Below are 25,388 nucleotides of genomic sequence, written 5' to 3'. Positions count from 1 at the left end.
TGAGCACGAGAACTCAGGCGAACGCCTCCACCGGCGGGCACGCGCACACGAGATTGCGGTCACCGTAGGCCTGGTCGATCCGGCGCACGGGCGGCCAGTACTTGCCTGCGACGAGGGCAGGCACGGGATAGGCCGCCTCCTCTCGCGTGTAGGCGTGGTCCCACTCCCCCGCGATCAGCGAGACCGCGGTGTGGGGTGCACGCACGAGCGGGTTGTCGTCGGCGGGCCAGCGTCCTGCGGCCACGGCGTCCGCTTCCGCCTTGATCAGGATCATCGCCTCGATGAAGCGCTCAATCTCGTCCAGGTCCTCCGACTCGGTCGGCTCGACCATGAGTGTGCCGGCGACCGGGAACGACATGGTCGGCGCGTGGAAGCCGTAGTCGATGAGGCGTTTGGCGACGTCGTCGACCGTGATGCCGGTCGCCTCCTTGAGTGGACGCAGATCGAGGATGCACTCGTGCGCGACCCGGTCGTTCTCACCCGTGTACAGGACGGGGAAGTGGGCCGAGAGGCGCTCCGCGATGTAGTTGGCCGAGAGCACGGCTGCCGCGGTCGCCCGTCGCAGCCCGTCAGCGCCCATCATGCGCACGTACGCCCAGGAGATCGGCAGGATGCCGGCGGAGCCGTAGGGAGCAGCCGAGATCACCCCGCCGTCGAAGGTGAAGCCGCCGAAGTGCTCGGCGCGCTGCGCGAGAGGGTGCGAGGGGAGGAACGGCGCGAGGTGGGACTTCGCCGCCACCGGTCCGATGCCGGGTCCACCGCCGCCGTGCGGGATGGCGAACGTCTTGTGCAGGTTGAGGTGCGAGACGTCGCCGCCCAGATCACCGAAGCGCGCATAGCCGAGCAGCGCGTTGAGGTTCGCACCGTCGACGTACACCTGCCCGCCCGCGTCGTGCACGGCGGCCGTGATCTCGACGACCTGCTCCTCGTAGACACCGTGTGTGGAGGGGTAGGTGATCATCAGGGCCGAGAGGGAGTCGGCGTGCAGGGCGATCTTCGCGCGCAGATCGTCGAGGTCGACGTTGCCGAGCTCATCGGTCGCGACGACGACGACCTTCATACCCGCGAGCACGGCCGAGGCCGCATTCGTCCCGTGGGCGGACGACGGGATGAGGCACACCGTGCGGTGCTGGTCGCCGTTCGCGTGGTGGTAACCGCGGATCGCCAGCAGACCGGCGAGCTCACCCTGCGAACCGGCGTTCGGCTGCAGCGAGACGGCGTCGTATCCGGTGACCTCGGCGAGCCAGCCCTCGAGCTGCTCGATGAGCTCGAGGTAGCCCTGCACGTCGGAGGCCGGCGCGAACGGGTGGATTCCGGCGAACTCGGGCCACGTGATCGCCGCCATCTCGGTCGCCGCGTTGAGCTTCATCGTGCACGAGCCCAGCGGGATCATGCCTCGATCGAGCGCGTAGTCGCGATCGGCCAGGCTCTTGAGGTACCGCATCATGGCGGTCTCCGAACGGTGCGAGTGGAACACGGGGTGCGTGAGGTACTCGTCCTGACGGAGCAGGTCGACCGGAAGCGCCCGCAGCTTCTCGGCGCCGAAATTCCCGAAAGCCCGCTCGTTCTTGCCACCGAAGACGCGGGTGACCTGGTGCAGCTCGCCGAGGGTCGTGGTCTCATCGACCGCGATCCCGACCGTGTCGGCGTCTGCGACATGGAGCAGGATGCCGTAGCCGTCGTGCGCCTGCGCGGCGTACTCGGCTGCACGTCCGGGGACCCGCACCTGCAGGGTGTCGAAGAACTGGGCATGCACGATGTCGACGCCCGCCTCAGTCAGCCAGTCGCGCAGCAATGCGGCCTTCGCGGCCGTCTGCGTCGCGATCTCGCGAAGCCCGTCCGGACCGTGATAGACCGCATACATCGACGCCATGACGGCCAGCAGCACCTGGGCCGTGCAGATGTTCGACGTCGCCTTCTCGCGACGGATGTGCTGCTCGCGCGTCTGCAACGAGAGGCGGTAGGCAGGCTTGCCGTCGGCATCCACGGACACCCCGACGAGTCGGCCGGGCAGCTGACGCTCCAGACCGGCGCGAACCGCCATGTAGCCCGCGTGCGGCCCGCCGAACCCCATCGGCACGCCGAAGCGCTGGGTCGTGCCGACCGCGACGTCGGCGCCGAGCGAGCCCGGCGATGCGATCAGGGTGAGGGCGAGCAGGTCGGCCGCGGCGACCGCGAGTCCGCCCGCGAGGTGCGCAGCATCGAACACGGCGGTCGGATCCCAGAGCCGACCCGATGCTCCCGGGTACTGGACGAACACGCCGAACAGCTCGGCGGGCAGCTCGTCCCCCGCGGCGAAGTCGACGAAGACGAGCTCGATTCCGAGGGCTTCGGCGCGCGTCGCGAGCATCGCCTTGGTCTGCGGAAGCGCGTCCGCGTCGACGGCGAACACCGTGGAGGTCGACTTCGAGGCGCGCCGCGCGAGCAGCATCCCCTCGACGACGGCCGTGGACTCGTCGAGCATCGACGCGTTGGCCGTCGTGAGCCCGGTGAGTTCGGCGACCATCGTCTGGAAGTTGATGAGAGCTTCCAGGCGCCCCTGGGAGATCTCCGGCTGATAGGGCGTGTACGCCGTGTACCAGGAGGGGTTCTCGAACACGTTGCGCTGGATCACCTGCGGCGTGATGGTGCCGTAGTAGCCCAGGCCGATCATCGGACGGTTCACCGTGTTGCGCGAGGCGAGGTCCCGCAGCTCGGCGAGCGCCTCGGTCTCGCTCGCGGCAGCAGGGATCCGCGACGTCGCGCTCCCGGCGTCGGACGACGGGCCGGTGTAGATCGACGCGGGGACGGCCTGACGCATCAGCGTCTCGACCGGACTCAGAGCGTCGTCCGCTCCGGAGATGTCCAGACCGAGAGCGCTGAGCATGGTGTGCTGCGCGGCATCCGTCGGTCCGATGTGACGATCGGCGAAAGTGACCACTGCGCGATCAGCCCTCCGTCAGTGCGACGTAGGCGTCGCGGTCGAGCAGTCCGTCCAGCGCGCCGGCAGCGACGGACACCTTGAGCAGCCAGCCGCCCTCGAACGGCGCCGCATTGACGAGCGAGGGATCGTCGACGGCCGCATCGTTGATCTCGACGACCGTTCCCGAGACCGGCGCGTACAGCTCGCCGACCGACTTGGTGGATTCGATCTCACCGACGACCGCGCCCGCGGTGACCTCGGTGCCGACCGCGGGAAGCTCGACGAACACGACGTCACCCAGCTTCTCTGCGGCGTAATCGGTGATGCCGATGGTCACGGTGTCGCCGTCAGCGGCGATCCACTCGTGTTCTTCGGTGTAGTGGAGTGCGGCGAGGTCGGTCATTTGGTCCTCCGGTAGAAAGGCAGGGCGGTCACGGTCGCGGGGATTCTGGTCCCCCGCACATCAAGGAATACTGCGGTTCCCGCGTCAGCGGAAGAAGGGTGCACATAGGCCATCGCGATCGGATGTCCGAGTGTCGGGCTGAGGGCCCCGCTGGTGATCTCGCCGAGCGTGGTCCCGTCGCCGTCGACCACGGCGTATCCGGCTCGCCCGGCACGTTTGCCCTCGGCGACGAGGCCGACCAGCACCGGTGCATCGGATGTCTCGTCCTGCTCAGCGGCGAGGAGTGCCTCCTTGCCCACGAACCGCTCCTTCGCCGTCACGACGACGCGACCGAGGCCGGCCTGCGCCGGACGGGTCTCGAGGCTCAGCTCGTGGCCGTAGAGCGGCATGCCCGCTTCGAGGCGCAGCGTGTCGCGCGCCGCGAGTCCGGCGGGAACGAGTCCGTGCGGAGCGCCCGCTGCGAGCAGGGCGTCCCAGAGGGCGACCGCGTCGTCGGCTGCGACGAGCAGCTCGAAGCCGTCCTCGCCGGTATAGCCGGTGCGCGCGAGGAGAACGGGCTTGCCGGCGTATCCGGCCGACGCCCAGGAGTAGTACTTCTGCTCGTCCCAGGGTGTGCTGACATCGGTGAGGTCGGTGGTCGCCGCGAGGACGGCCTCCGCGTGCGGGCCCTGCACGGCGATGAGGGCGTAGTCGTCGGACACGTCCTGCACGACGACCCCGAAGCCCTCGGTGCGAGCGCTCAACGCAGCGGACACGGCGTCTCGGTTGCCCGCGTTCGAGATGATGAGGTAGTCGTCATCGGCCAGGCGGTAGACGATCACGTCGTCGATGATCCCGCCGGACTCGGTGAGGAGCAGCGAGTACTTGGCCTTGCCGACCGCCAGCGCCGACAGACGACCGGCGAGCGCATGGTCGAGGAACGCCCCGGCTCCGTCGCCACGCACGGTGAACTCGGCCATGTGCGAGATGTCGAACATCCCCGCGCTCTGGCGCACCGCATGATGCTCGGCGAGGTCGGACGTGTAGCGGACCGGCATCTGCCAGCCGCCGAAGTCGGTGAACGAGGCGCCGAGCGCTTCGTGGCGTTCACGCAACGGGGTGTAGCGAGGTTCGGACATGGAGTTCTCCCGGGCTGTGTCGGGCGGAACGGCGGCGGGCCGTCCCTCGGAACTCCCCCTCTGTCATAGGCCTGAGAGTTTCACCCGTGCACAGAGGCGGGGCTTTCACCGTCGGCGGATCCGCACGGTCGCGGGATCGCTTTTCAGAGTGGCCGGACCCGCGCGGTACGCATACCTGAGAGATTGGCGGGGAGGCTTGCTCCTTCGGTGCCCGGCTGCGTTCGCCGGGGCTCTCCCGCGTGGGTCATACGGCCTGTCTTCAGTTGTGGGTCCAGTCTAGCCGGGACTAGTCAATGCGCGATGCCGAGTTCGCGGCGGACCTCGTCACGGAGACGTCCGAGGTTGTCCGGCTCGGGCGCCGCGCCCAGGAGGGTCTTGGTGTACTCGTGCTGCGGGTTCAGGATGACCTCGTCCGCCGGGCCCCGTTCGACGACATCGCCCTTGTAGAGCACCATGATCTCGTCGGAGAAGTGCCTCGCCGTCGCCAGGTCGTGCGTGATGTAGAGCACTCCCAGGTTCTCCTCGCGCTGCAGTTCCGCCAGCAGGTTCAGGACCCCGAGGCGGATCGACACGTCCAGCATCGAGACCGGTTCGTCCGCCACGATGAACCGTGCCCCGGGCGCGAGAGCCCGCGCGATCGCGACGCGCTGCCGCTGTCCCCCGGACAGCTCATGCGGACGACGCTCGGCGAAACTCTCCCCCGGCGTCAACCGCACACGCTCGAGGAGCTCCACCGCGCGCTGCCGCACCTGCGTGCGCGACAGCTCCGGGTGGTGCAGGCGCAGCGGCCGCTCCAGGTGGTGCACGATCGTGTGGAACGGGTTCAGCGAGGCGAATGGGTCCTGGAAGACCATCTGCACATCCGAGCGATAGGCCTCCAGCGCCCGACCTCCGCTCCCCGACGGCTTCCCGTCGAGGAGGATCTCCCCGCTGGTGGGAGTCTCCAGCTTCATGAGCACCCGCGCGATCGTCGACTTCCCCGACCCGGACTCCCCCACCAGAGCAACCGTCTTGCCCGCTTCGATCGTGAAGGACACATCCTTCACCGCATGCAGGACGCTCGATCGGAACCCCGAACGCAGATGGAAGTCCTTCACCAGGTTCCGCGCCTCCAACGTCGCCGTCCCCCCGGCGCCGGTCGCGGCCTCTGTGGTGGTGTTCGCGTTCATCGCACGCCCTCCTGGCTGACGCCGGTGCGGACGAAGTCGCCCCGCTCGCCCTTGAGCGACGGGAAGCTCGACAGCAACCGCCGCGTGTATTCGTGCTGCGGGGTGCGGTAGATCTCTTCCGCCGTCCCCTCCTCGACGATCTGCCCCTGCAGCATGATCGCGATCCGGTCACTGATCTCGATCAGCATCGGGAGGTCATGCGTGATGAAGATCACCGCGAACCCCAGCTTCTCGCGAAGACGCATGATCTCCCGGATGATGCCGCGCTGCACGACCACGTCGAGCGCGGTGGTCGGCTCATCCATGATCATGACCTGCGGGTCGAGTGCCAGGGCCATCGCGATCATCATGCGCTGCCGCATACCGCCCGAGAGTTCATGCGGGAAGCTCGTGAGCCGACTCGGATCGACGCCGACCAGCGTCAGCAGTTCCTCGGCGCGCTCCTGCTTGGCCTTCTTGCTCATGCCAGGGCGGTGCGTGTCGAAGATGTCGAAGATCTGCGCCTTGACGCTGATCACCGGGTTCAAGGAGTTCATCGCTCCTTGGAAGACCATGGAGATCTTGTCCCAGCGGAAGGCTCTGAGCCCTTCGCCATCGAGCCCGACGACGTCGATGTCCTGACCGTCTCGGTCGTGGAACACGATCTCCCCGGCCGTCATCAGCGCGGGTGCCTTGAGAAGGCGGTTCATCCCGTACGCCAGCGTCGTCTTCCCGCATCCCGACTCCCCGGCGAGGCCGAGGATCTCCCCGCGGTTCAGGGTGAGCGAGACATCACGCACCGCCTTCACCGGCGGATCGACTTCGTACTCGATCGACACGTTCCGTGCCGTCAGCACCGGCTCGCTCATGCGGTGACTCCCTTGGTCTTGGCGGCCTTGCGCACACGACGCGCGGCCTCCGGCGCATTGCGCAGCTTCGGGTTGATGACCTCGTCGATCGCGAAGTTGATGAGCGACAGCCCGGCGCCGAGCAACGCGATCATGAGTCCGGGCGGCACGAACCACCACCACGCTCCGCGACCGAGAGCCTGCCCCGACTGGGCGTCGTTCAGGATCGATCCCCACGTGATCGACGAATTGGGGCCCAGGCCGAGATAGGACAGACCCGCCTCACCGAGGATCGCGAAGATGATGGCGAAGAGGAACTGTGCCGCGAGCAGAGGGAGCAGGTTCGGCATGATCTCCACGAGGATCACGCGGAAGGAGCGCTCCCCCGCGACCTTCGAGGCGTAGACGTAGTCCCTCGTGCGCAGCGACCTCGTCTGCAGCCGCAGAACGTAGGCGGCGCCGGCCCATGACGTGATACCGAGCACGAAAGCGACGAGCTGCCAGCTGCGCTGTGGCACGAAGGAGGCGATCACCATCACGAGCGGCAACCCGGGGATCACGATCATCACGTTGGTGAGGAGCGCGAGTCCGTCTTCCCGCCATCCGCCCAGGTAGCCCGCCAGGACACCGAACAAGAGGGAGAGGATGATCGCGATACCTCCGGCGGTGACGCCGATGAGCAGGGATCCCTGAGCACCGATCGCGAGCTGGGCGAACATGTCGTTGCCGAGCTTGGTCGTACCGAGCCAGTGCTCCGCGGAGGGCGGCTGGAGCGCGGGGTTCGCGGTGTTGCGCGGATCCTGCGTGAAGAAGGGCGCGATGATCGCGAAGAGCACGATCGCGACCACGATGCTCGCGCCGACGATGAACTTGGGTGAGGTGCTGGGCAGGATACGGCGCCGCTTGCGTCCTTGCTGTGTGGCCAAGGAGATCGTGCTGGCCGGTGCCGTGATCGGCGGCTCCTGCGTCAGGAGCGGGTTCTTCGTGTCAGACATTCTGGCGAGCCCTCGGGTCGATGAAGCCATAGACGAGGTCCATGATGAAGTTGGCGGCGAGCACCGTCAGGGTGATGACGAGGAACAGTCCCTGCATCAGCGCGTAGTCGTTGTTGGTAACGGCCTGGAACATCAGCTTGCCGATGCCGGGGTAGGTGAACACCTGCTCCATGACGATGGAACCGGCGACCACGAAGCCGAGTGTGATCGAGAACCCCGCGATCGAGGGGATCGCCGCGTTGCGAGCCGCGTACGTCGTCATGATGCGTCGCGGACGAAGCCCCTTGGCCTCCGCCGTGAGCACGTAGTCCTCGGCGAGGGTCGACACCATCATGTTGCGCATGCCGAACATCCAGCCACCGACCGAACTGATCACGATCGTGATCGCCGGGAGAATCGCATGCGCCACGGCATCCGTGAAGAACGCCCACGTCGGTTCGGGGCCGTCCGGATAGTCGAACACGTCGTAGCCGCCGAAGATCGGGAACCAGCCGAGGCCGACCGCGAACACGGCGACCAGGATCAGGGCCATCCAGAAGTACGGGATCGACTGGAGGACGGTGGTGGCGGGGATCAGGTGGTCGACCCAGGTGCCGCGCTTCCATCCGGCCCAGGCGCCGAGCACGACGCCGAGGACGAAGGAGATGACGGTCGCGGTGCCGACCAGGACGAGCGTCCACGGAAGAGCGCCGGCGATGAGCTCCGTCACCGGAGTGGGGAACTTCGTGACCGAGACACCGAGGTCGCCCTGGAACATGCGTCCCCAGTACGCCAGGTACTGCTCCCACAGGGAGGAGTCGTCGCCGCCGAGCAGGAGCTTGATGTTGCGGATGGCCGTCTCGGAGACCTCGCCGCCGGCCCGCTGCATCTTGGCGATCATGATGTCGGCCGGGTTCCCCGGCATGAGCCGGGGAAGAAGGAAGTTGATGGAGATCGCGGCCCAGAGCGTGAACGCGTAGAACCCGATTCTTCGTGCATAGAACTTCATGTCACTGTTTCCTGACTTCCTTCTTCCCCGACTCCTCTCGGTTACTTGACCGGCTGCAGCTGCGTCAGGACGTAGCCTGCCGCGATCGCACCCCAGGACGGCGGGAAGGCGTAGAGGTCTTCCTCGGTCGGCCAGCCCGTGAAGTCCTTCGTGTTGTAGAAGGTCTGCGTCGCGTTGATGACGAGCGGGATGTAGGGCAGGTCACGCACGATCTCGGTCTGGATCGTGCCGTAGAGCTCCTTCTTCTCCGCCTCGTCGTTCGTGCTGATGGCCGACTGGATCGCCTCGTCGACGACGGGGTTGTTGTAGCGGCTGAAGTTCCAGCGTGTCGCCGGGATCTCCTCGCCGACCGGTCCCGTGGAGCCGACGGTGGTGCCGCCGAACCAGTCGCGGTAGATCTGGAACGGGTCCGCCACGGAGGTGCCGATGACACCACCGACGATCAGCTGGAACTCGCCACTCTGCCGGGCGTCGGAGAACTCCTGCCACTGCACCGTCGACGCGGTGATCTTGATCCCGGCGGCCTCGGCCTGCTCGGCGATCAGCTTCGCGGCGTCGTTGTAGTCCGTCCACCCGTCGACCGAGGTGAGGGTCAGCTCGAGGGGCACGCCGTCCTTCTCGTAGATGCCGCTCGAACCCTTGGTGTAGCCCGCCGCCTCGAGGATCTCCCCCGCCTCGGCGACGTTCGCCTCCTGCGGGCTCACCTCGTTGGCGGGGTCCGCGACCCACTTCTCGTCGCGCGGCAGCAGGGCGAACGTCGGCGAGATGTCACCGGTCAGACCGACGAACGCCTTGTCCTTGATGGTGGCGCGGTCGATCGCGACGTTGAGCGCCTGGCGCACGGCGACGTCGGTCTGCGGACCGGTGCAGCCGAGGTCGGCGTTCGAGCAGGTGTACAGGACGGTCGGGTCCTGCGGGGTGTTGATCCAGTCGATCTTCCCGTTGCCGGTCACGTCGTCCGGGTTCGGGATGAACATGCCCGTCCAGTCGAGCTTGCCGGCCGCCAGCAGGTCCTGAGCGGTCTGGTTGTTGTCGACGGCGATGTACTGGACCTTCTTGACGCCGAGCTTGTCGGCATCGCGGAAGTTCTCGTTCGCGACGAGGGTGTACGACTCGCTCGTGGTCTTGTCGACGACGTAGGCCCCGGAGCCGACGGGCTCCTCGTTCGTGAAGTTCGCGAAGTCGGTGATGTCCGCCCAGATGTGCTCCGGGAGGATGTAGGTCGAGCCCAGACGCTGGAACTCGGTCGTGTACTGCGCCGAGGAGTAGGTCAGCACGACGGTGGTGTCGTCCGTGGCCTCGGCGGAGACCAGGCCGTTGCCCTCGGGGTTGTTGGCCTCGTACTTGAAGGAGAACGCGACGTCCTCCGCGGTGAGCGGCTCGCCGTCGCTCCACTTGAGGTCGGGCTTGATGGTGATCGTGATCGCCGTGCCGTCCTCGTTGTACTCGAACGTGTCGCCGATGAGTCCGACGGGCTCGGAGTCAGCCGTCTTGTTGAAGAAGAACAGCGGCTCGTAGATCGGCCCGAGCGCACCATGGAGCACGGTCGGTGCGAACGGGTTGTAGTTTGTGGGGATCGGTGTCTGGCTGCCGGCCCAGACACGAAGGGCGCGGTCGCTGTCGGCGTTGTCATCGCCGCTGCCGCCGGTGCCACAGGCGGTGAGGCCCAGGGCGAGGACGGATGCTCCGGCGATGGCGGTGAGCGCGAGCTTGCGCTTTCCGTTTCGGATCATTTCTCTTGTTTCCTCTCGGTGCTGCACTGCAGGAGGGATCGCTCCGGATGGAGCAGAACCCCGGGTCTGGGGTTCGCGGGCCCCGGGAGGCGACCGGCTGGCCACCACGAAGGGGTTTGTTAGGACAGTAACCTAACAAACCCGTATGCCGATAAACAAGGGTCCTTGCGCTCGCCGGATAACGTTTCGGACTCGGCGACGGATCGCGTCACACGTGCGCACTAAGGGTCCGCATGACACTAAGATCGTTCTCGGAGGTTAAGGTGTCTATGACTCAAAGCAGCGACATCCGGGTCGCCGTCTCGACGGTGATCCTGACGCTGCGGCGCACGGATGACGGGCGGGCGCGGCTCGCGCTGCCGCTCGTGCTGCGCACCCGCGAGCCCTTCGCACAGCAGTGGGCGCTTCCCGGCGGCTGGCTGACCGTGGCCGAGTCCCCCGTTGATGCGGCAGCGCGCACACTCGCGGAGACCACCGGCCTCGCGCCGAGCTACCTGGAGCAGCTCTACGCCTTCGGTGCGGTCGACCGCTCCCCCACCCGTGTCGTCTCGATCGTGTACTGGGCGCTGCTCCGCCAGGACGACGTGACCGCCCAGATCGCGGCGCACCAGGCTTCCGGCCGCGCCCCCGAGAACGTGCGCTGGTTCGATGTGGATCAGCTGCCCCGACTGGCTTTCGATCACTCCGAGATCGTCGAATACGCGCTGTGGCGACTCCGCAACAAGGTCGGATACAGCCGGGTCGCCCAAGGCTTCCTCCCCGAGGAGTTCACGCTCGCCGAGCTCCGGGAGGCCTACGAGTCGATCCTCGGCCGGACCCTCGACCCGGCGAACTTCCGCCGCCAGGTCGAGGCCGCCGGAAACCTCCTCCCCACCGACCGCTTCCGCACCGGAAGCCATCGTCCTGCACGTCTGTACCGCGACAACACCGATGTCGAGCTGGCCGACCGCGGCCCGCTCGGTCCCGAAGAAACGAGCACCCGATGAGCATCACCTTCGTACCCGCTCCCGCCGTTCCACCGCTGGACCCCTCGGTGGACCATGCGATCCAGGCGATCGTCACCGGCGCGTCGACCGACGCCACCTGCACCACGGACCTCGCCGCCGGCCCCTGGGACTTCGACGCGCGCCCCGGATACGGTCCCGGTTCCTCGATGGGCGACGTCATCCCGACCGGAGCCCCGCGGCAGGGCGAGCTGCCCGCCGAGTACCGGGAGGCATCCGAGGAAGAGCTCGACGGACGGATCCGCGCGGCCAAGGAGACGCTCGGCGACCGGGTCGTCATCCTCGGTCACTTCTATCAGCGCGAAGAGGTCGTCCAGCACGCGGACTACGTCGGCGACTCCTTCCAGCTCGCCACCGCCGCCAAAGGCCGAGTTGACGCCGAGGCGATCGTGTTCTGCGGGGTGCACTTCATGGCCGAGACCGCCGACCTGCTCTCCCAGCCCGACCAGGCCGTGATCCTCCCGAACCTCGCCGCCGGCTGCTCGATGGCCGACATGGCCGACATCGACCAGGTCGAGGAGTGTTGGGAACAGCTCGAGGAGGTTTTCGGCGACCTCGAGGCCACAGACGCCGAAGGCCGGGTACCGGTGATCCCGGTGACCTACATGAACTCCTCCGCCGCGATCAAGGGCTTCGTCGGGCGTCACGGCGGGATCGTCTGCACGTCGTCGAACGCCCAGACCGTGCTCGAGTGGGCCTTCGAGCGCGGCCGTCGCGTGCTGTTCTTCCCCGACCAGCATCTGGGGCGCAACACCGCCAAGGCGATGGGCGTGCCGCTCGAGCAGATGCCGATGTGGAACCCGCGGCGAGCGCTCGGTGGTTCGTCCGCCGAGCAGCTCCTCGACTCCCGGGTGATCCTGTGGCACGGCTTCTGCTCGGTGCACCGGCGCTTCACCGTCGGCCAGATCGAGCAGGCCCGTGCCGAACACCCCGGCGTGCGCGTGATCGTGCACCCCGAATGCCCGATGGAGGTCGTCGACGCCGCCGACGAGGCCGGCTCGACCGAGTACATCCGGCGGGCGATCGACTCGGCGACCGAGCCTTCCGTCTTCGCGATCGGCACCGAGATCAACCTCGTCCGACGACTCGCGGCGCAGTATCCGCAGCATGAGATCTTCTGTCTCGACCCCGTCGTGTGCCCCTGTTCGACGATGTACCGCATCCACCCCGGCTACCTGGCCTGGGTACTGGAGGAACTCGTGGCGGGCCGCACCCCGAACCGGATCACGGTCTCCGGCGACGTCGCCGATCCCGCGCGAGTGGCGCTGGGGCGGATGCTCGCCGCCAAGCCACCGGTGTCCGCAGGCGTGCGATGAACGTCGTCGTCGTCGGATCGGGCATCGCGGGCCTCACCGCTGCGCTCCACGCCGAGGAGGCCGGTCACTCGGTGACGGTGGTCACCAAGGGTGCGCTCGGAGACGGATGCACCGCGCTCGCGCAGGGCGGTGTGGCCGGGATCTACGGGCCCGGAGACTCGGCAGAGCAGCACGCGGACGACACGATGGACGCGGGTGCAGGACTCGCCGACCCGGCTGCGGTGCGGGCGCTCGTCGCCGACGCGGCAGAGCGGATCGCGGAGCTGATCAGCCGAGGTGTCGCCTTCGACAGGACGGCAGACGGCGAGCTGCAGCTGGGGCGGGAGGCCGCGCACGGCCACGCCCGCATCGTGCACGCGGGCGGAGACGCCACCGGAGCCGCGATCTCCGCAGCGCTCGTCGCCGCTGCCCGCCGGGCGTCCATGAGCATCGTGGAGCACGCGCTCCTGACCGAGGTGATCGTCGCGGATCACGCCGCGCGCGGTGTCGTCCTCCTCATCGGCGGGGAAACCGTCGAGCTCCTCGCCGATGCCGTGATCCTCGCGACCGGCGGCGCCGGGCATCTCTACGCGCACACGACGAACCCCCGCGGCGCGACGGGCGACGGCATCGCCGCGGCCCTGCGCGCGGGAGCCGCCGTCGCCGATCTGGAGTTCGTCCAGTTCCATCCGACGATCCTGGCGTCGGGACCGGCATTCCTCATCTCGGAGGCTGTGCGCGGGGAGGGAGCGACACTGGTCGATGACCGCGGCCGTCGTTTCACCTTCGACAGTCACCCGGACGGTGAACTCGCTCCGCGGGATGTCGTGTCGCGCGCCATCGCGAGGCACGCAGCGATCCAGGCGACACCCGTGCGTCTCGACGCCACCATGCTGGACGCCGAGAAGCTGGCGGCGCGGTTCCCGACCATCGATCGCGTGACGAGGGAACGCGGATACGACTGGTCACGCGAGCCCATCCCCGTCACTCCGGCCGCCCACTACCTGATGGGCGGCATCGTCACCGACCTCGATGGCCGCACCACGATCCCCGGGCTCTATGCGGTCGGCGAGGTCGCACGCACCGGCGTCCACGGCGCGAATCGACTCGCCTCCAACTCCCTGTTGGAAGGGGCCGTGTTCGGGGCCCGAGCCGCGGCCGCGCTCGGGACTCCCTGGCGCCCGATCTCCCCGGAACCGTCTCCCGCGGCGGTCCACGAGCCCGCGCCCCTTTCGCCTGCGCCGCCCGCCTTCACCCGCACCGCCTTGCAGCAGCTGATGTGGGAGGACGTCGGGTTGCTGCGCTCCGGCGCGCAACTCGCCCGAGCCTGGGCCACCGTGCGTGCATGGGCCGCCGCCGTCCCCGCTCCGGCCACGGCCACGGAGCACGAAGACGCGAACCTGCTGCTGCTCGCCGAGGCCACTGCTGCCGCCGCCCTCGCCCGCACCGACTCGGTGGGGGCACACCATCGCGTCGACGCCCCCACCCCTGAAGCGCTCCCGTCGTCCCGCGACCGCTCATCGATCCTGGAGACCGTCTGATGCTCACCCGCGCCACCATCACCCGCGTCGTCGGAGCAGCCCTCGAAGAAGACGCCCCCTGGGGAGACCTCACCAGCACCACCCTGCTCCCGGCGGAGGCGACGGCCACGGCTGATCTCGTGGCCCGCGAACCCGGCGTGTTCAGCGGTGGCGCGGTCTTCGCGGCCGCCTTCGCCCTCACCGATGACGAGCTCATCGTCGACGTGCACGTCGGCGACGGCGACGAGTTCGCCGCGGGCGATGTCCTCGCTTCGGTGTCGGGCTCGGCACGCAGCATCCTGACGGCCGAACGGGTGGCGCTGAACTTCGCGCAGCGGATGAGCGGCATCGCGAGCCTCACCGCGGCGTACGTCAGCGCGATCGAGGGCACAGCTGCGCGCATCGCCGACACACGCAAGACCACGCCGGGGCTGCGCGCCTTCGAGCGACACGCAGTCGAATCGGGCGGCGGCCGCAACCACCGCTACTCCCTGTCGGACGCGGTGATGGCGAAGGACAACCACCTGGCCGTGCTCACCCGATCGGGTCTCGACCTCGCGACCGCGCTGCGTCAGGCACTGTCGCGGCTTCCGCACACCACGCACGTCGTCGTCGAAGTCGACCGTCTCGACCAGATCCCGGCGGTCCTCGACGGCGGTGCCCACACGGTACTGCTCGACAACTTCTCCCTCGACGATCTGCGTGCGGGCGTCGCCCTGATCGACGGGCGAGCGACGGTCGAAGCCTCCGGTGGGGTGAACCTCGACACCGTCGGCGACATCGCCCGCACCGGGGTGGACGTCATCTCAGTCGGGGCTCTGACCCACTCGGCCCGCGCCCTCGACCTCGGCCTGGATCTGCGGATCGACTGAACATCGTGCTCTACCTCGACCATGCAGCGACCTCTCCGGTGCGTCCGGAGGTGCTCGACGCGATGCGTCCGTACCTCACCGGAGTGTTCGGCAATCCCTCGAGCCATCACACGGCAGGCGAAGCGGCGGCGAGGGCACTCGACGATGCCCGTGCCCGGGTCGCGCGGGTGCTGGGAATGCGAACCGGCGATGTGGTCTTCACCGCGGGCGGGACGGAAGCGAACAACCTCGCAGTGAAGGGCATCACGCTCGCGACCCTCGAGACCGGGAAGCGGCATCTCGTCATCTCCCCGATCGAACACGAGTCGATCCTGGAATCCGCCGCGTATCTGCGACGCTTCCACGGGGTCGAGGTGACGATGCTTCCCGTCGACGACGCCGGTCGGATCGCAGCGGATGCGCTCGCGTCGGCGATCAGAGACGACACGGCACTGATCTCGGTCGGCCACGCGAACAACGAGGTGGGCACGGTCCAGGACGCGACGGCGCTGGCGTCGGTGGCCCGGGCTTCTCGGGTGCCCCTCCATCTGGATGCGGTGCAATCGGCGGGATGGCTTCCGCTTGACGGGCTCGGCGCCGACGCCGTCTCCATCGCCGGTCACAAGTTCGGTGCCCCCAAGGGCATCGGCGCTCTGGCCGTGCGAGGTCGCATACCCCTGGAACCGGTGCTGCACGGTGGCGGTCAGGAACGCGGGCGTCGGTCGGGCACGGAGAACGTCGCCGGAGCCGTTGCACTGGCGACCGCACTGGAACTCGCGGAGAACGAGCGGGAGGTCCTGGCACCCCGTGTCGCGGCGACCACGGCACGGTTCATCTCCCTCGTGCTCTCCGGCATCCCTGAAGCTTCACTCACCGGCGATCCCGCGCACCGCCTGCCCGGCACAGCGAGCTTCACCTTCGCGGGCACCAGCGGCGAATCGGTGCTGCTCGAGCTTGAACGCCGGGGGATCATCTCCTCGAGCGGCTCGGCCTGCGCGGCGGGCAGCGACGACCCCTCGCACGTCCTCCTCGCGTGCGGCGTGCCCCCCGAGGTGGCGCAGACCTCGGTCCGATTCACCTTCGGCAGGGAGGCACTGCCCGATGACGCACCGGAACGACTCGCGGAACTCGTCATCAACTCCGTGCACGCGGCCCGAGGCTGATGCCCGGCCATAGACTCAGCTGGTGACTGCCTCCGACCCGATCGTGACGCTGGTCGTCCCCGGACGCGATATCGCCGCCTTCGCCCCTGCAGCCCTCGACTCCCTGCGTGCGCAGACCGAGCGCCGGTGGCGGGCGATCCTCATCGACGACGGTTCCACCGACGACACGGGAGCGATCTTCGATGCGGCTGCGGCCGCGGACCGACGCTTCACGGCGATCCACCACCCGGCCTCCCGCGGCCTCGGAGCCGCGCGCAACCTCGGACTCGACCGCGTCGACACCCGATACCTCGGATTCCTCGACGGCGACGATGAGCTCCTCCCCGATGCGCTCGCCCGGATGACCCGCACGCTCGACCACACCGGAAGCGACTTCGTGGCCGGTGCGTACGTGCGTTCCCGCCCGGAGGGGTCCGGCTACGTCGCAGGGCGGGTGCAGCCCTGGGTGGCGGCCGCGACCTCTCCGGAGCGACTCGGCACGACCCTCACCGCGCACCCGCAGGCGGTGTCGAACATCGTCGCGTGGTCGAAGGTGAGCCGCACCGCCTTCTGGCGGGACCTCCGGTTCCCCGAGGGTGTCGCGTACGAAGATCAGGTGGTCGCGCAGCTGATGTACACCCGGGCGCGCGCCTTCGACGTGATCCCCGACGTCGTCGTGCGATGGCGCCTCCGCGCCGACGGCACGTCGATCACGCAGAGCAAGTCGCAGCTGTCCGTCCTGCGCGACTACCTCGCGGCGTTGCGTGGCGGCATCCGCGTCCTGCACGACGCGGGTGCCCGCGCATCCGTCACCGCCCGCCTCGACCTGATCCTCGCGATGGACATCGCACCCCTGCTCGAGATCGCGAGCACCCACCCCGACCCGGCCTACGCGGCCGAGGTCGATGCGTTCATCGCGGAACTCCGGGCACTCCCCGAGTTCGCCGACGCCGCGCCCGACCCCGCCATCGCCGCCGCGCTCGCGTGGTGACGCACGCCCTCCGACCGAACAGGTACCCACGACATGCACGACTACCTCTCCTCTCTCTTCTCCCTCGACGGCCGCACGGCGGTCGTGACGGGCGGCAGCTCCGGGATCGGCCGGGGCATCGTCACCGCGCTCGCCCGCGCCGGTGCCGCGACCGTCATCGTCGCCCGCGGTGAGGCGCGCATCGACGAGACGGTCGAAGAGCTCCGCGCGCACGGATGCCGCGCCGCGGGGGTCGTCGGTGATCTCCGCACCCGTGCGGGCATCCACGCGGTCGCGGAGGCGGCCACCGAGCCGTTCGGCGAACCGGACATCCTCGTCAACTCCGCCGGGATCAACATCCGCCCTCCGTTCCCGGAGATCACCGAGGATGACTGGGATGCAACGATGACGGTCAACGCACTCGCGCCCTTCCTCCTCGGACAGCGATACGCACCCGGCATGGCGGAACGCGGCTACGGCCGACTCCTCCACATCAGTTCCCAGCAGGCCCACCGCGCCTTCGTCGGCAGCGGGATCTACGGTGCGTCCAAGGGAGCTGTGGAGTCGCTCATGCGTTCTGAGGCGGAGGCATGGGGCGGCACCGGCGTGACCAGCAACACCCTGGTGCCCGGGTTCGTGCTCACACCACTGAACGCCCGCCTTCAGGAGGATCCTGCGAAGATCGCCGAGCTCGCGGCACGCACCATGATCGGCCGCAACGGTCTTCCGAGCGACTTCGCCGGTGCTGCCGTCTTCCTCGCCGGCGCAGGCTCGGCCTACGTGACCGGACACTCGCTGTTCGTCGACGGAGGCCTCTCGGTGCACTGAGGCCGAACACAGCGTCTCAGGACTCCGGCGGGTAGATCGGCTCATCGGGCCGAGGCTCCGCGAGCAACGGCACCGCCGCCGTGATCGTCGCGACCGCATCGGCACCCGCAGAGTCGGCGGGTGCCCTGTCCGCACGACGATCGGCGAGCGGGGCGGGGGCTCCGCCGGTCACGGCCTGTTCGACTGCGGCCTCGGTATCGAGCACGCGGGACGCCGCGACCTGTTCCGCTGCGAGCTCGGCATAGAGACCGCCGAGCGCGAGGAGCTCGGTGTGCGTGCCGGACTCGACGATGCGCCCGGCTTCGAGGACGTGGATCACATCCGCCCCCATCACAGTCGACAGTCGATGTGCGATCGACAGCGTGGTCCGTCCCTTCGCGGCCTCATCCAGCGCCTCCTGCACGACACGTTCCGAGACGGTGTCGAGAGCGGAGGTCGCCTCGTCGAGGAGCAGGACCGGCGGATCCTTGAGCAGCACGCGGGCGATCGCGATGCGTTGCTTCTCGCCACCGGAGAGCCGGTACCCGCGCTCGCCCACGACGGTGTCGTACCCCTGCTCGAACCCGGCGATGATGTGGTGGATGTTGGCGGCCGTGCAGGCCGCGATCAGTTCGTCCTCGGTCGCATCCGGCTTGGCATAGCGAAGGTTCTCGCGGATGGTGGCGTGGAAGAGATACGTCTCCTGCGACACGATGCCCACGTGGTCGATGATCGACTCCTGGGAGAGTTCCCGGACATCGGCACCGGCGAACAGCACGGCGCCGCCCTTGGCTTCGTACAGACGCGGAGCCAGGTAGAGGATCGTGGTCTTGCCCGCACCGGACGGGCCGACGAAGGCGACGTGCTGTCCCGGTTCCGCGACGAACGAGACCCCGTCCAAGGTCGCACGGGCCTCGGCGGACGCGTCCGGGTAACGGAAGACGACGTCGACGAATTCGAGCCTTCCGCGCGGACCCGGAGCCTGGTCGACTGTGATCGCGTCGGGGGCATCCTGGATCTCGGGCACCAGGTCGAGGTACTCGAAGATGCGCGCGAACAATGCCGAAGAGGTCTGCACGTCGAGGGAGACGCGCATCAGTCCCATCAACGGCATGAGCAGTCGCGCCTGCACCGTGGTGAACGCGACCACGGTTCCTGCGGTGATGGCCCCGGTTCCGCCCGCGATCAGATACCCCGAGACGAGGTAGATGACGGCGGGGACGCTGGCCATGAGCACCTGCACCACCGCGAAGAAGCCCTGACCGCTCATCGCCCTCCGCACCTGCAGGACGACCTGATTGCGGTTCTCCGCCTGATAGCGCTCGGACTCCGTGCGCTGGCGGTTGAAGGCCTTCGACAGCAGCATCCCCGACACGCTCAGCGTCTCCTGCGTGATCGAGGTCAGTTCGGAGAGGGATTCCTGCGTCTCGCCGGCGATCCGCGCGCGCACCTGGCCCACCCGGCGCTGGACGAAGATGAGGAACGGCATCATGACGACCGCGATGAGCGTCAGACGCCAATCGATCAGGATCATGGCGACGAGCGAGGCGATCACGGTGACGACGTTGCCCAGGATGCTGGTGACGGTGTTGGTCAGCACGCCCGAGACCCCGCCGACGTCGTTCTGCAGCCGGGACTGGATGACACCCGTCTTGGTGCGGGTGAAGAAGCCGAGCTCCATCGCTTGCAGGTGCTCGAAGAGTTTGACCCGCAGATCGCCCGTCACGTTGTTGCCGACCGTGGACGTCAGCCAGGTCTGGGCGACACCGAGCACCGCGGAGAGCAGGAATAGGCCGACCATCGCGGCGACGAGCCAGGCCAGCAACTCCAGGTGCGGGCCTCCCCCGGCGACGGGGAACAGCGCATCGTCGAAGATGCGCTGCACGATCAGGGGCGGGACGACGGCGATCGCGGCGCCGACGATGACGAGGATCCCCGTGAAGAAGATGCGCCAGCGATAGGCGCTGAAGAGCGAGACCACCCGCGAACCCAGCCCGGCGATCCGTGGCGCCTCGGCGTTCAGCTTCCGCTGCGCCTCTTCGTCGACTCCGCGGAACCCACCGCGGTGTCCGCCGCCCATGCCGCCGCCCATGCTCATGGCGCCAGCGTACCCACGCGCGGGGACATCACGGCCCGCGCACCCGTCCTCCATGGATATCTGTGAGTTCGGAATGAAATGTCGGCGATTGCCGTTACGCTGATTGACTCTTGCGAACTCTCGCGAACTCCGTTTCTTCTTCGCCCTGGAGGCCGCCCATGTCTGCCGTCGATACCGGCTCCATCTCGACGACCCCCGCGACGGCAGGGGGCGAGATCTCCCGCACCGACATGCGCGTGATCTGGCTGCTGCTCGTCGCCGCCTTCGTCGCGATCCTCAACGAGACCACGATGGGGATCGCGATCCCCCACCTGAACACCGACCTGGGCATCCCGCCCGAGCTCGGCCAGTGGCTCACGAGCGCGTTCATGCTCACGATGGCAGTCGTGATCCCGACCACGGGCTTCATCCTGCAGCGGTTCACCACGCGCCAGGTCTTCATCGCCGCGATGACCGCGTTCTCGCTCGGCACCCTCGTGGCCCTCGTCGCGCCCGGCTTCACCGTGCTGCTGGTCGGTCGCGTGATCCAGGCCGCCGGCACCGGCATCATGATGCCGCTGCTGATGACGACGATCATGAACGTCGTGCCACCGCAGTCGCGTGGCCGCATGATGGGCCGTGTCGGCCTCGTGATCTCGCTCGCTCCGGCGATCGGTCCGACCCTCGCCGGTGCCGTGCTCGAGTTCGCCAGCTGGCGCGCACTCTTCGGGATCATCCTCCCGATCTCGCTGATCGCCCTCCTCATGGGCGTGAAGTGGATGACGAACCTCGGTGAGACCCGGTCCGTCCCGCTCGACATCCTCTCGATCCCGCTCGCAGCGCTCGGCTTCGGCGGCGTCGTGTTCGGGCTCAGCCAGTTCGGTGCCGAGGGCGGATCAGGTGAGACCGCCGGCATCATCTCGCTGATCGTCGGTGCACTGTCGCTGGGGCTGTTCGTCTGGCGTCAGCTCCTGCTGCAGCGCATCGATGACGCACTGCTCGATCTGCGCGTCTTCCGCTCCCGCAACTTCACGCTGTCCGTGATCATCATGTCGATCCTGGCGCTGTCGATGTTCGGCACTCTGACGCTCCTGCCGCAGTACCTGCAGAACGTCGCGGGGCTCAACCCGCTCCAGTCCGGCCTGATCCTCCTCCCCGGTTCCCTGCTGATGGGACTGCTCGGACCGATCATGGGCCGTGTCTACGATGCGCGCGGCACTCGCCCGCTGCTCATCCCCGGCACGATCCTGGTCTCGTCGTCGCTGTTCTTCTACTCGACGGTCGGCGAACACACCATCTGGTGGGCGCTCATCATCGTCCAGGCGGCCATGTCGGTCGGGCTCGCGATGTCGTTCACGCCGCTGTTCTCCGCCTCGCTGGGTTCGCTGCGGCGCTCCCTGTACTCCCACGGTTCCGCGGTGTTGAACACCCTGCAGCAGGTTGCCGGGGCCACGGGAGTCGCCCTGCTACTGGTGACCTACTCCACGATCCTGCATGCCGGAGAGCAGGAGGGCCTGTCGACCGCGGTTGCGGGTGCTCCCGGTGCTCGCACGGCGTTCCTGATCGCGGCGTTCATCTCGCTCGCGGCCGTGGCGCTGAGCCCGTTCGTCCGCAAGCCTTCCGACGATGCCGGCGAGGCACTCCCCGGCGGACACTGACCGTTCGGAGGCTGCCCGCGATGGCGTCTGTCGCTTACTCGCTCTTCGGCGCGGGGAACTGGCAGACGCCATTGCTGCAGTAGCCCGCAGCTTCGCCCTCGAGGAGGTTCAGGGAATCCAGGAGCGGTTGCAGCCCGGCGGGCTCGTCCTGCTGCACGGAATCCTGCCGCGTGTTCTTCATCCCTCGATGCTACGCCTGTCGGGAAGGGGTGGCGCCGGATCCGCACGGTCGGACATGCCCGCAGATCGACCGCGGTTCTCCCGTACGGTTGAGGGATGGTCAAACGACTCCTCGCGCGCATGTTCTGGGCGTTCAGCAGATGGACGCTCGTGAGCGAGGCAGCGCCGACGCGGCCGACCGTTCTGGTCGGCGCTCCGCATACGTCCAACTGGGACTTCGTGCTGATGCTGGCGATCGCCTGGCGACTCGGCATCGACGTGCATTGGCTCGGCAAGAAGAGCCTCTTCCGTGGATGGCGCGGTCCGATCATGCGTGGGCTCGGCGGAATCCCCGTCGACCGCACCGACCCCGCGAGGGTGGTCAACGACGTCGTGGGCCAGGTGCACGCGGGTACCGTCTTCGGGCTCGTCGTGACACCTGATGGCACCCGAGGCGGCAACGAGTACTGGAAGTCGGGGTTCTATCGGATTGCTCGCGAGACAGGTATGCCGGTGACGCTCGGCTTCGTGGATCGCACGACCATGACGAGCGGGCTCGGTCCGACCATCGATCTGACCGGTGATGTGGCGGCCGACATGGATCGGATCCGAGCGTTCTACGCGGACAAGGCCGGCGCGCGGCCCGAACGTCGCACCGAACCGCGGCTGCGCGAGGAAGGCGCCGAGCCGGCAGATCCCCACGAGACCTCGTCGGGTCGCTGAGCCGCGGCCTGCGGCTCACCCGATCGCGTCAGTGGGCGACGATCTCGGGCACTGACCACGTGGCGAGGTCGTTGAGGCGCGGCCGATAGAGACGGACGAGCAGGTTCCATCCCGCAGGAAGCGAGATGCGATTCGGGGTGCCGTCTGGCCAATCGCCGAGACGAACGGTGATCGACCCGTCGGCGTCCTTCGCTCCGAAGACCGAGTTCACATTCGTGACAGTGCTCGCATCGGGCTCGAAGTAGCCGTCCCCGTTGTACACGCTGAGAGACCAGAACGCGTCTGCGGGCACCTCGGGGCCGAATGTCATCGTGTACCGCGCCTGCGGCCGACGTGGGTCGATGTTGATGTAGCGGGCTTCGGTGTCGGGCAATCCGCCCCACGCCGAGGCGGTCGCGACCAGATGGTGGACGGGATCGACCTGCGCGGCCGTGCCGAAGCATCCGTCCAGTCCGCTCATGGTCCTCCCGAGCACGAGGAGGGCGTCGCGGACTGCCGCGTGGCTGGCGGCGTCGTAGTCGGGGTAGCGGAACTCTCGCTGGTCGCCCGCGGTGATCGTCAGAGCGTCCTGCAGACGGTGCACTTCGGCGAGATCGGACTCGTCGGCGGGGTCGAAGAGGATGCGTGCCGCGACGACGACGTAGTCCGTGTCGAAGTCGTCCGTCGTGAGCGTGTACGCGCCGGCCTCGTGGAAGACGCGATTGATGTAGTGGTCCTGATTGATGACCATCACGGAGATGTACCGGTCGCCGGCCTCGGGAATGCTCAGCGTCGCGCCGCCATGAGCGATGTCGGCGATCGCCACCGAGTACAACGTGTCACGGTTCTGCCGGATCACCGGCTGCTGACTGAGCGGGGCGAGCTCACGGTCATGGTGGAAGACGCCGACTCCTCCGATAATCGGAAGCATCTTCAGGATCATGGTGTCTGTCTCGACCCGTGTGAAGTTGTCGAGCGTGACGGGAATGGTCATGGAAGGATCCTCGCTGTGGGGCATTCGTGGGGACGCAGGTTCAGTCTGCCTCAGCGACGTGCGTACGGGCGTATTCGAGATCCTCGTCACTCAAGGACTCCACCATCCCGACGACCGCACCGGTGATCACGCGGATCTCCTCGCGCACCGCCGCGTCGAGGTGCGGGCTGTCGGCGTCGAGCACGGTGCGTCGCCCGTCTTCGGAGAGTTCAGGCCACCAGTCGCGGATCGGTGGGAGCGTCATCATGCCTTCTTTCGTTCCACGGATGCAAGCGTCTGGACAGCGGCCGAGCGGGGAAACCACACTGAGACCATGACATCAGATCCTTCGGGTGGTGGGAACGGTCTCGATGGCCGTGACGAGACCGCGAACGAGCGGGCCGATCGCAACTGGGAAGAGCTTCTTCAGGAGCTTCGCGTCATGCAGACGGGGACCCAGATCCTCACCGGCTTCCTCCTTGCGGTCGCCTTCCAGCCACGCTTCACCGACATGGACGCGCTCCAGCGCGACCTCTACGTCGCGCTCGTCGCGCTCGCGGCGGTGGCGACGATTCTCGCCCTCGCACCCGTGGGGATGCACCGGGCACTGTTCGGTCGGCGTCGCAAGCCGGAGCTGGTGCGGATCGCGGCGCGGATCGTCCGCATCGACCTCGTCGTGATCGGCGCGCTGACCATCGGCGTGACGACGCTGATCATCGACTTCACGGTCAACCGCGTCGCCGGCATCATCGCGCTCATCGCGGCGCTGGTCCTCGTGACGGCGCTGTGGGCGGCGCTTCCGCGGATCATGCGCGGCAGCGCCCACGCCCGCGGAGCCGCCGCCGAGTGACGGCCCCGCGGTACCCGCAGTCAGCGTCCTGCCGGGCTCCGGTTCTCTGCGCTGACCATCCATGCGAACTGCTCGAGCCGTTCGATGATGGCGTGCAAGAGGTCCGCAGAGGTCGGGTCCTCCTCGTCGACGGCGTCATGCACGTCTCGTGCTGTTCCGACCGCCGCCTCCAGTCGCTCCGTGACGAGGTCGATCGTCTCGGTGGTCGAGACCTCGCCGGCGGGGAACTCGGGAAGCGAGCTCGTCTTCGCGATGGTCGCACTGCGCCCGTCGGGGACAGCATGCAAGGCCCGCATGCGCTCCGCGATCGTGTCGCTGAAGGTGCGTGCATCATCGATGATCTCGTCGAGCTGGCGGTGCGTGTCGCGGAAGTTGCGCCCCACGACGTTCCAGTGCGCCTGCTTTCCCTGGATCGCGAGATCGAGCAGATCGACGAGCACGGCCTGCAGGTTGTCCGCAAGGGTCTTCGAGGCTGTGAAGCCCTTCTCCGCGTTCTGCTGTCTGGTCGTCTTCGCCGCGTGCTTCGTCGAGTCGCCGGCCTTCTTGGTGGTCGTGCTTTTCGCCATGATGTACCTCCTGTGGCTGACGCTAATCCGGCGCGCAGCCGAGAGCGAGGGGGTTGACACCGCGGGGGCGGAACCCGGAATCTGACACGCGTGAGTGACGCGGACATCGTGAACGAAGACCAGGAAAAGACGCAATCGGAGATCGTCATCTCCCCGATCAGCGATGAGGACGCCGGCGAGGTGCTGACGGTGCAACGCGCTGCCTTCGTCTCGGAAGCCGCCATCTACGGCAGTGTCGACATGCCACCCCTGACACAGACGCTCTCCGAGTTGGAAGCAGAGCTGCGCTCCGAGTCGGGACTGACCGCGCGCATCGACGGGCGCCTCGTCGGCGCCATCCGCTACGTCGAGAGAGACGGTCTGTTGCTGATCGGCAGGATCGCGATCGCACCGGACGTGCAGGGCGAGGGAATCGGCAGACTACTGCTCGAGAGCGCCGAGAGGGCGTCCGGAGCGGACGTCGCGGAGCTGTTCACCGGGAGCTTGAGCGAGGCGAACATCCGCCTCTACCGATCGTGCGGGTATGAGGAGCACGAGCGCGTTCCCGACGGCGACGGCACCGCACAGGTGTTCCTCCGCAAGAACCTGCGAGCAGGGTAAGAGTCTCCTCCGAGGACGCGCAAGGGGGTTGAGAGCATTCCCGACGTCGGGCATCGTAGCCAGGACATGTCGCGACCGC

Annotated in this window: 24 protein-coding genes and 1 riboswitch; of the genes, 11 read left to right on the top strand and 13 right to left on the bottom strand. The window is 67.9% G+C overall.

What is annotated here, in order from left to right:
- Positions 1–13: 13 nt before the first annotated feature.
- From gcvP to LRQ07_RS06010, 8 genes are all read right to left on the bottom strand, one after another.
- A complete protein-coding gene (gene gcvP / locus LRQ07_RS06045) occupies positions 14–2,866 on the bottom strand; it encodes an aminomethyl-transferring glycine dehydrogenase (RefSeq protein ID WP_413775539.1) in 2,853 nt (950 codons plus the stop codon).
- Between the two features lie 61 nt (positions 2,867–2,927).
- Complete coding sequence (gene gcvH / locus LRQ07_RS06040) at positions 2,928–3,305, bottom strand: glycine cleavage system protein GcvH (protein WP_046749583.1); 378 nt, start codon at positions 3,303–3,305, stop codon at positions 2,928–2,930.
- Positions 3,302–4,423 carry a glycine cleavage system aminomethyltransferase GcvT gene (gene gcvT, locus LRQ07_RS06035; protein ID WP_256536124.1) on the bottom strand — a complete coding sequence of 374 codons (1,122 nt, stop codon included), beginning with the start codon at positions 4,421–4,423 and terminating at the stop codon, positions 3,302–3,304. Before gcvT ends, gcvH begins: the two co-directional genes overlap by 4 nt.
- 153 nt (positions 4,424–4,576) lie before the next feature.
- A riboswitch (glycine riboswitch) is annotated at positions 4,577–4,671 on the bottom strand.
- Positions 4,672–4,713: 42 nt separating this feature from the next.
- The gene (locus LRQ07_RS06030) at positions 4,714–5,592 is read right to left on the bottom strand and encodes an ABC transporter ATP-binding protein (protein WP_256536123.1); all 879 of its coding nucleotides are present in this window, start codon (positions 5,590–5,592) and stop codon (positions 4,714–4,716) included.
- Positions 5,589–6,440 carry an ABC transporter ATP-binding protein gene (locus tag LRQ07_RS06025; protein WP_047523249.1) on the bottom strand — a complete coding sequence of 284 codons (852 nt, stop codon included), beginning with the start codon at positions 6,438–6,440 and terminating at the stop codon, positions 5,589–5,591. Before LRQ07_RS06025 ends, LRQ07_RS06030 begins: the two co-directional genes overlap by 4 nt.
- The gene (locus LRQ07_RS06020) at positions 6,437–7,414 is read right to left on the bottom strand and encodes an ABC transporter permease (RefSeq protein WP_232762214.1); all 978 of its coding nucleotides are present in this window, start codon (positions 7,412–7,414) and stop codon (positions 6,437–6,439) included. The genes LRQ07_RS06025 and LRQ07_RS06020 overlap by 4 nt, the downstream gene beginning before the upstream one ends.
- Entirely contained in the window at positions 7,407–8,402 is a 996-nt protein-coding gene (locus LRQ07_RS06015) for an ABC transporter permease (RefSeq protein WP_047523247.1), read from the bottom strand. Before LRQ07_RS06015 ends, LRQ07_RS06020 begins: the two co-directional genes overlap by 8 nt.
- A 41-nt stretch (positions 8,403–8,443) precedes the next feature.
- Complete coding sequence (locus tag LRQ07_RS06010) at positions 8,444–10,135, bottom strand: ABC transporter substrate-binding protein (RefSeq protein WP_232762215.1); 1,692 nt, start codon at positions 10,133–10,135, stop codon at positions 8,444–8,446.
- A gap of 269 nt (positions 10,136–10,404) precedes the next feature.
- On the opposite strand from LRQ07_RS06010, the gene LRQ07_RS06005 reads away from it, so the two are divergent.
- The 7 genes from LRQ07_RS06005 to LRQ07_RS05975 are packed head-to-tail and all read left to right on the top strand — an operon-like array spanning position 10,405 to position 17,745.
- Positions 10,405–11,121: an NUDIX hydrolase gene (locus LRQ07_RS06005; RefSeq protein ID WP_047523245.1), complete on the top strand. Its 717-nt coding sequence runs from the start codon at positions 10,405–10,407 to the stop codon at positions 11,119–11,121.
- Complete coding sequence (gene nadA / locus LRQ07_RS06000) at positions 11,118–12,455, top strand: quinolinate synthase NadA (protein WP_256536122.1); 1,338 nt, start codon at positions 11,118–11,120, stop codon at positions 12,453–12,455. Before LRQ07_RS06005 ends, nadA begins: the two co-directional genes overlap by 4 nt.
- On the top strand, positions 12,452–13,975 hold the full coding sequence (gene nadB, locus LRQ07_RS05995) for an L-aspartate oxidase (protein ID WP_256536121.1): 1,524 nt from the start codon (positions 12,452–12,454) through the stop codon (positions 13,973–13,975). The genes nadA and nadB overlap by 4 nt, the downstream gene beginning before the upstream one ends.
- On the top strand, positions 13,975–14,826 hold the full coding sequence (gene nadC, locus LRQ07_RS05990) for a carboxylating nicotinate-nucleotide diphosphorylase (protein WP_256536120.1): 852 nt from the start codon (positions 13,975–13,977) through the stop codon (positions 14,824–14,826). The genes nadB and nadC overlap by 1 nt, the downstream gene beginning before the upstream one ends.
- A gap of 5 nt (positions 14,827–14,831) precedes the next feature.
- The gene (locus tag LRQ07_RS05985) at positions 14,832–15,968 is read left to right on the top strand and encodes a cysteine desulfurase family protein (RefSeq protein ID WP_256536119.1); all 1,137 of its coding nucleotides are present in this window, start codon (positions 14,832–14,834) and stop codon (positions 15,966–15,968) included.
- A gap of 22 nt (positions 15,969–15,990) precedes the next feature.
- Positions 15,991–16,938, top strand: coding sequence for a glycosyltransferase family 2 protein (locus LRQ07_RS05980; protein ID WP_134353334.1), 948 nt, complete (start codon positions 15,991–15,993; stop codon positions 16,936–16,938).
- A 33-nt stretch (positions 16,939–16,971) separates the two neighbouring features.
- Positions 16,972–17,745 carry an SDR family NAD(P)-dependent oxidoreductase gene (locus tag LRQ07_RS05975; protein WP_256536118.1) on the top strand — a complete coding sequence of 258 codons (774 nt, stop codon included), beginning with the start codon at positions 16,972–16,974 and terminating at the stop codon, positions 17,743–17,745.
- A 16-nt stretch (positions 17,746–17,761) separates the two neighbouring features.
- Here LRQ07_RS05975 and LRQ07_RS05970 read toward each other — a convergent pair whose 3' ends face one another.
- Positions 17,762–19,816, bottom strand: coding sequence for an ABC transporter ATP-binding protein (locus LRQ07_RS05970; protein WP_256536468.1), 2,055 nt, complete (start codon positions 19,814–19,816; stop codon positions 17,762–17,764).
- Between the two features lie 164 nt (positions 19,817–19,980).
- Between LRQ07_RS05970 and LRQ07_RS05965 the strand changes: the two genes are divergently transcribed.
- Positions 19,981–21,459 carry a DHA2 family efflux MFS transporter permease subunit gene (locus LRQ07_RS05965; RefSeq protein ID WP_232762222.1) on the top strand — a complete coding sequence of 493 codons (1,479 nt, stop codon included), beginning with the start codon at positions 19,981–19,983 and terminating at the stop codon, positions 21,457–21,459.
- A gap of 34 nt (positions 21,460–21,493) precedes the next feature.
- On the opposite strand, the gene LRQ07_RS05960 is transcribed toward LRQ07_RS05965, so the two are convergent.
- Positions 21,494–21,640 (bottom strand): hypothetical protein, encoded by a 147-nt coding sequence (locus LRQ07_RS05960; RefSeq protein WP_232762223.1) that lies wholly within the window; start codon positions 21,638–21,640, stop codon positions 21,494–21,496.
- Positions 21,641–21,735: 95 nt separating this feature from the next.
- Here LRQ07_RS05960 and LRQ07_RS05955 point away from each other — a divergent pair, with 95 nt between their 5' ends.
- On the top strand, positions 21,736–22,341 hold the full coding sequence (locus LRQ07_RS05955) for a 1-acyl-sn-glycerol-3-phosphate acyltransferase (protein WP_232762224.1): 606 nt from the start codon (positions 21,736–21,738) through the stop codon (positions 22,339–22,341).
- Positions 22,342–22,369: 28 nt separating this feature from the next.
- On the opposite strand, the gene LRQ07_RS05950 is transcribed toward LRQ07_RS05955, so the two are convergent.
- Positions 22,370–23,314: a DUF1254 domain-containing protein gene (locus LRQ07_RS05950; protein WP_256536117.1), complete on the bottom strand. Its 945-nt coding sequence runs from the start codon at positions 23,312–23,314 to the stop codon at positions 22,370–22,372.
- A 40-nt stretch (positions 23,315–23,354) separates the two neighbouring features.
- Complete coding sequence (locus LRQ07_RS05945) at positions 23,355–23,558, bottom strand: hypothetical protein (protein ID WP_256536116.1); 204 nt, start codon at positions 23,556–23,558, stop codon at positions 23,355–23,357.
- Positions 23,559–23,627: 69 nt separating this feature from the next.
- Between LRQ07_RS05945 and LRQ07_RS05940 the strand changes: the two genes are divergently transcribed.
- The gene (locus LRQ07_RS05940; RefSeq protein WP_256536115.1) at positions 23,628–24,143 is read left to right on the top strand and encodes a DUF6328 family protein; all 516 of its coding nucleotides are present in this window, start codon (positions 23,628–23,630) and stop codon (positions 24,141–24,143) included.
- Positions 24,144–24,163: 20 nt separating this feature from the next.
- Here LRQ07_RS05940 and LRQ07_RS05935 read toward each other — a convergent pair whose 3' ends face one another.
- Complete coding sequence (locus LRQ07_RS05935) at positions 24,164–24,709, bottom strand: Dps family protein (RefSeq protein WP_232762228.1); 546 nt, start codon at positions 24,707–24,709, stop codon at positions 24,164–24,166.
- 90 nt (positions 24,710–24,799) lie between these two features.
- Between LRQ07_RS05935 and LRQ07_RS05930 the strand changes: the two genes are divergently transcribed.
- Positions 24,800–25,309: a GNAT family N-acetyltransferase gene (locus tag LRQ07_RS05930; protein ID WP_227991513.1), complete on the top strand. Its 510-nt coding sequence runs from the start codon at positions 24,800–24,802 to the stop codon at positions 25,307–25,309.
- Positions 25,310–25,388: the final 79 nt, after the last annotated feature.

It is taken from the genome of Microbacterium sp. J1-1, from assembly GCF_024498615.1.
In the GTDB taxonomy this organism is placed as follows: Bacteria; Actinomycetota; Actinomycetes; order Actinomycetales; family Microbacteriaceae; genus Microbacterium; species Microbacterium aurugineum.
Note: the sequence above shows the minus strand (reverse complement) of the source record. Positions and strands in the feature narration are given on the sequence as shown.

Excerpts from the sequence above, each read along its gene's own strand:
- LRQ07_RS06015 (WP_047523247.1), bottom strand. The coding sequence starts at position 8,402 with ATGAAGTTCTATGCACGAAGAATCGGGTTCTACGCGTTCACGCTCTGG.
- nadB (WP_256536121.1), top strand. The coding sequence starts at position 12,452 with ATGAACGTCGTCGTCGTCGGATCGGGCATCGCGGGCCTCACCGCTGCG.
- nadA (WP_256536122.1), top strand. The coding sequence starts at position 11,118 with ATGAGCATCACCTTCGTACCCGCTCCCGCCGTTCCACCGCTGGACCCC.
- LRQ07_RS06005 (WP_047523245.1), top strand. The coding sequence starts at position 10,405 with ATGACTCAAAGCAGCGACATCCGGGTCGCCGTCTCGACGGTGATCCTG.
- LRQ07_RS05965 (WP_232762222.1), top strand. The coding sequence starts at position 19,981 with ATGTCTGCCGTCGATACCGGCTCCATCTCGACGACCCCCGCGACGGCA.
- LRQ07_RS05960 (WP_232762223.1), bottom strand. The coding sequence starts at position 21,640 with ATGAAGAACACGCGGCAGGATTCCGTGCAGCAGGACGAGCCCGCCGGG.
- LRQ07_RS06020 (WP_232762214.1), bottom strand. The coding sequence starts at position 7,414 with ATGTCTGACACGAAGAACCCGCTCCTGACGCAGGAGCCGCCGATCACG.
- LRQ07_RS05950 (WP_256536117.1), bottom strand. The coding sequence starts at position 23,314 with ATGACCATTCCCGTCACGCTCGACAACTTCACACGGGTCGAGACAGAC.
- nadC (WP_256536120.1), top strand. The coding sequence starts at position 13,975 with ATGCTCACCCGCGCCACCATCACCCGCGTCGTCGGAGCAGCCCTCGAA.
- LRQ07_RS05955 (WP_232762224.1), top strand. The coding sequence starts at position 21,736 with ATGGTCAAACGACTCCTCGCGCGCATGTTCTGGGCGTTCAGCAGATGG.
- gcvH (WP_046749583.1), bottom strand. The coding sequence starts at position 3,305 with ATGACCGACCTCGCCGCACTCCACTACACCGAAGAACACGAGTGGATC.
- LRQ07_RS05940 (WP_256536115.1), top strand. The coding sequence starts at position 23,628 with ATGACATCAGATCCTTCGGGTGGTGGGAACGGTCTCGATGGCCGTGAC.
- LRQ07_RS05975 (WP_256536118.1), top strand. The coding sequence starts at position 16,972 with ATGCACGACTACCTCTCCTCTCTCTTCTCCCTCGACGGCCGCACGGCG.
- LRQ07_RS05935 (WP_232762228.1), bottom strand. The coding sequence starts at position 24,709 with ATGGCGAAAAGCACGACCACCAAGAAGGCCGGCGACTCGACGAAGCAC.
- LRQ07_RS06025 (WP_047523249.1), bottom strand. The coding sequence starts at position 6,440 with ATGAGCGAGCCGGTGCTGACGGCACGGAACGTGTCGATCGAGTACGAA.
- LRQ07_RS05970 (WP_256536468.1), bottom strand. The coding sequence starts at position 19,816 with ATGGGCGGCGGCATGGGCGGCGGACACCGCGGTGGGTTCCGCGGAGTC.
- LRQ07_RS05945 (WP_256536116.1), bottom strand. The coding sequence starts at position 23,558 with ATGACGCTCCCACCGATCCGCGACTGGTGGCCTGAACTCTCCGAAGAC.
- LRQ07_RS06010 (WP_232762215.1), bottom strand. The coding sequence starts at position 10,135 with ATGATCCGAAACGGAAAGCGCAAGCTCGCGCTCACCGCCATCGCCGGA.
- LRQ07_RS06030 (WP_256536123.1), bottom strand. The coding sequence starts at position 5,592 with ATGAACGCGAACACCACCACAGAGGCCGCGACCGGCGCCGGGGGGACG.
- gcvT (WP_256536124.1), bottom strand. The coding sequence starts at position 4,423 with ATGTCCGAACCTCGCTACACCCCGTTGCGTGAACGCCACGAAGCGCTC.
- gcvP (WP_413775539.1), bottom strand. The coding sequence starts at position 2,866 with ATGCTCAGCGCTCTCGGTCTGGACATCTCCGGAGCGGACGACGCTCTG.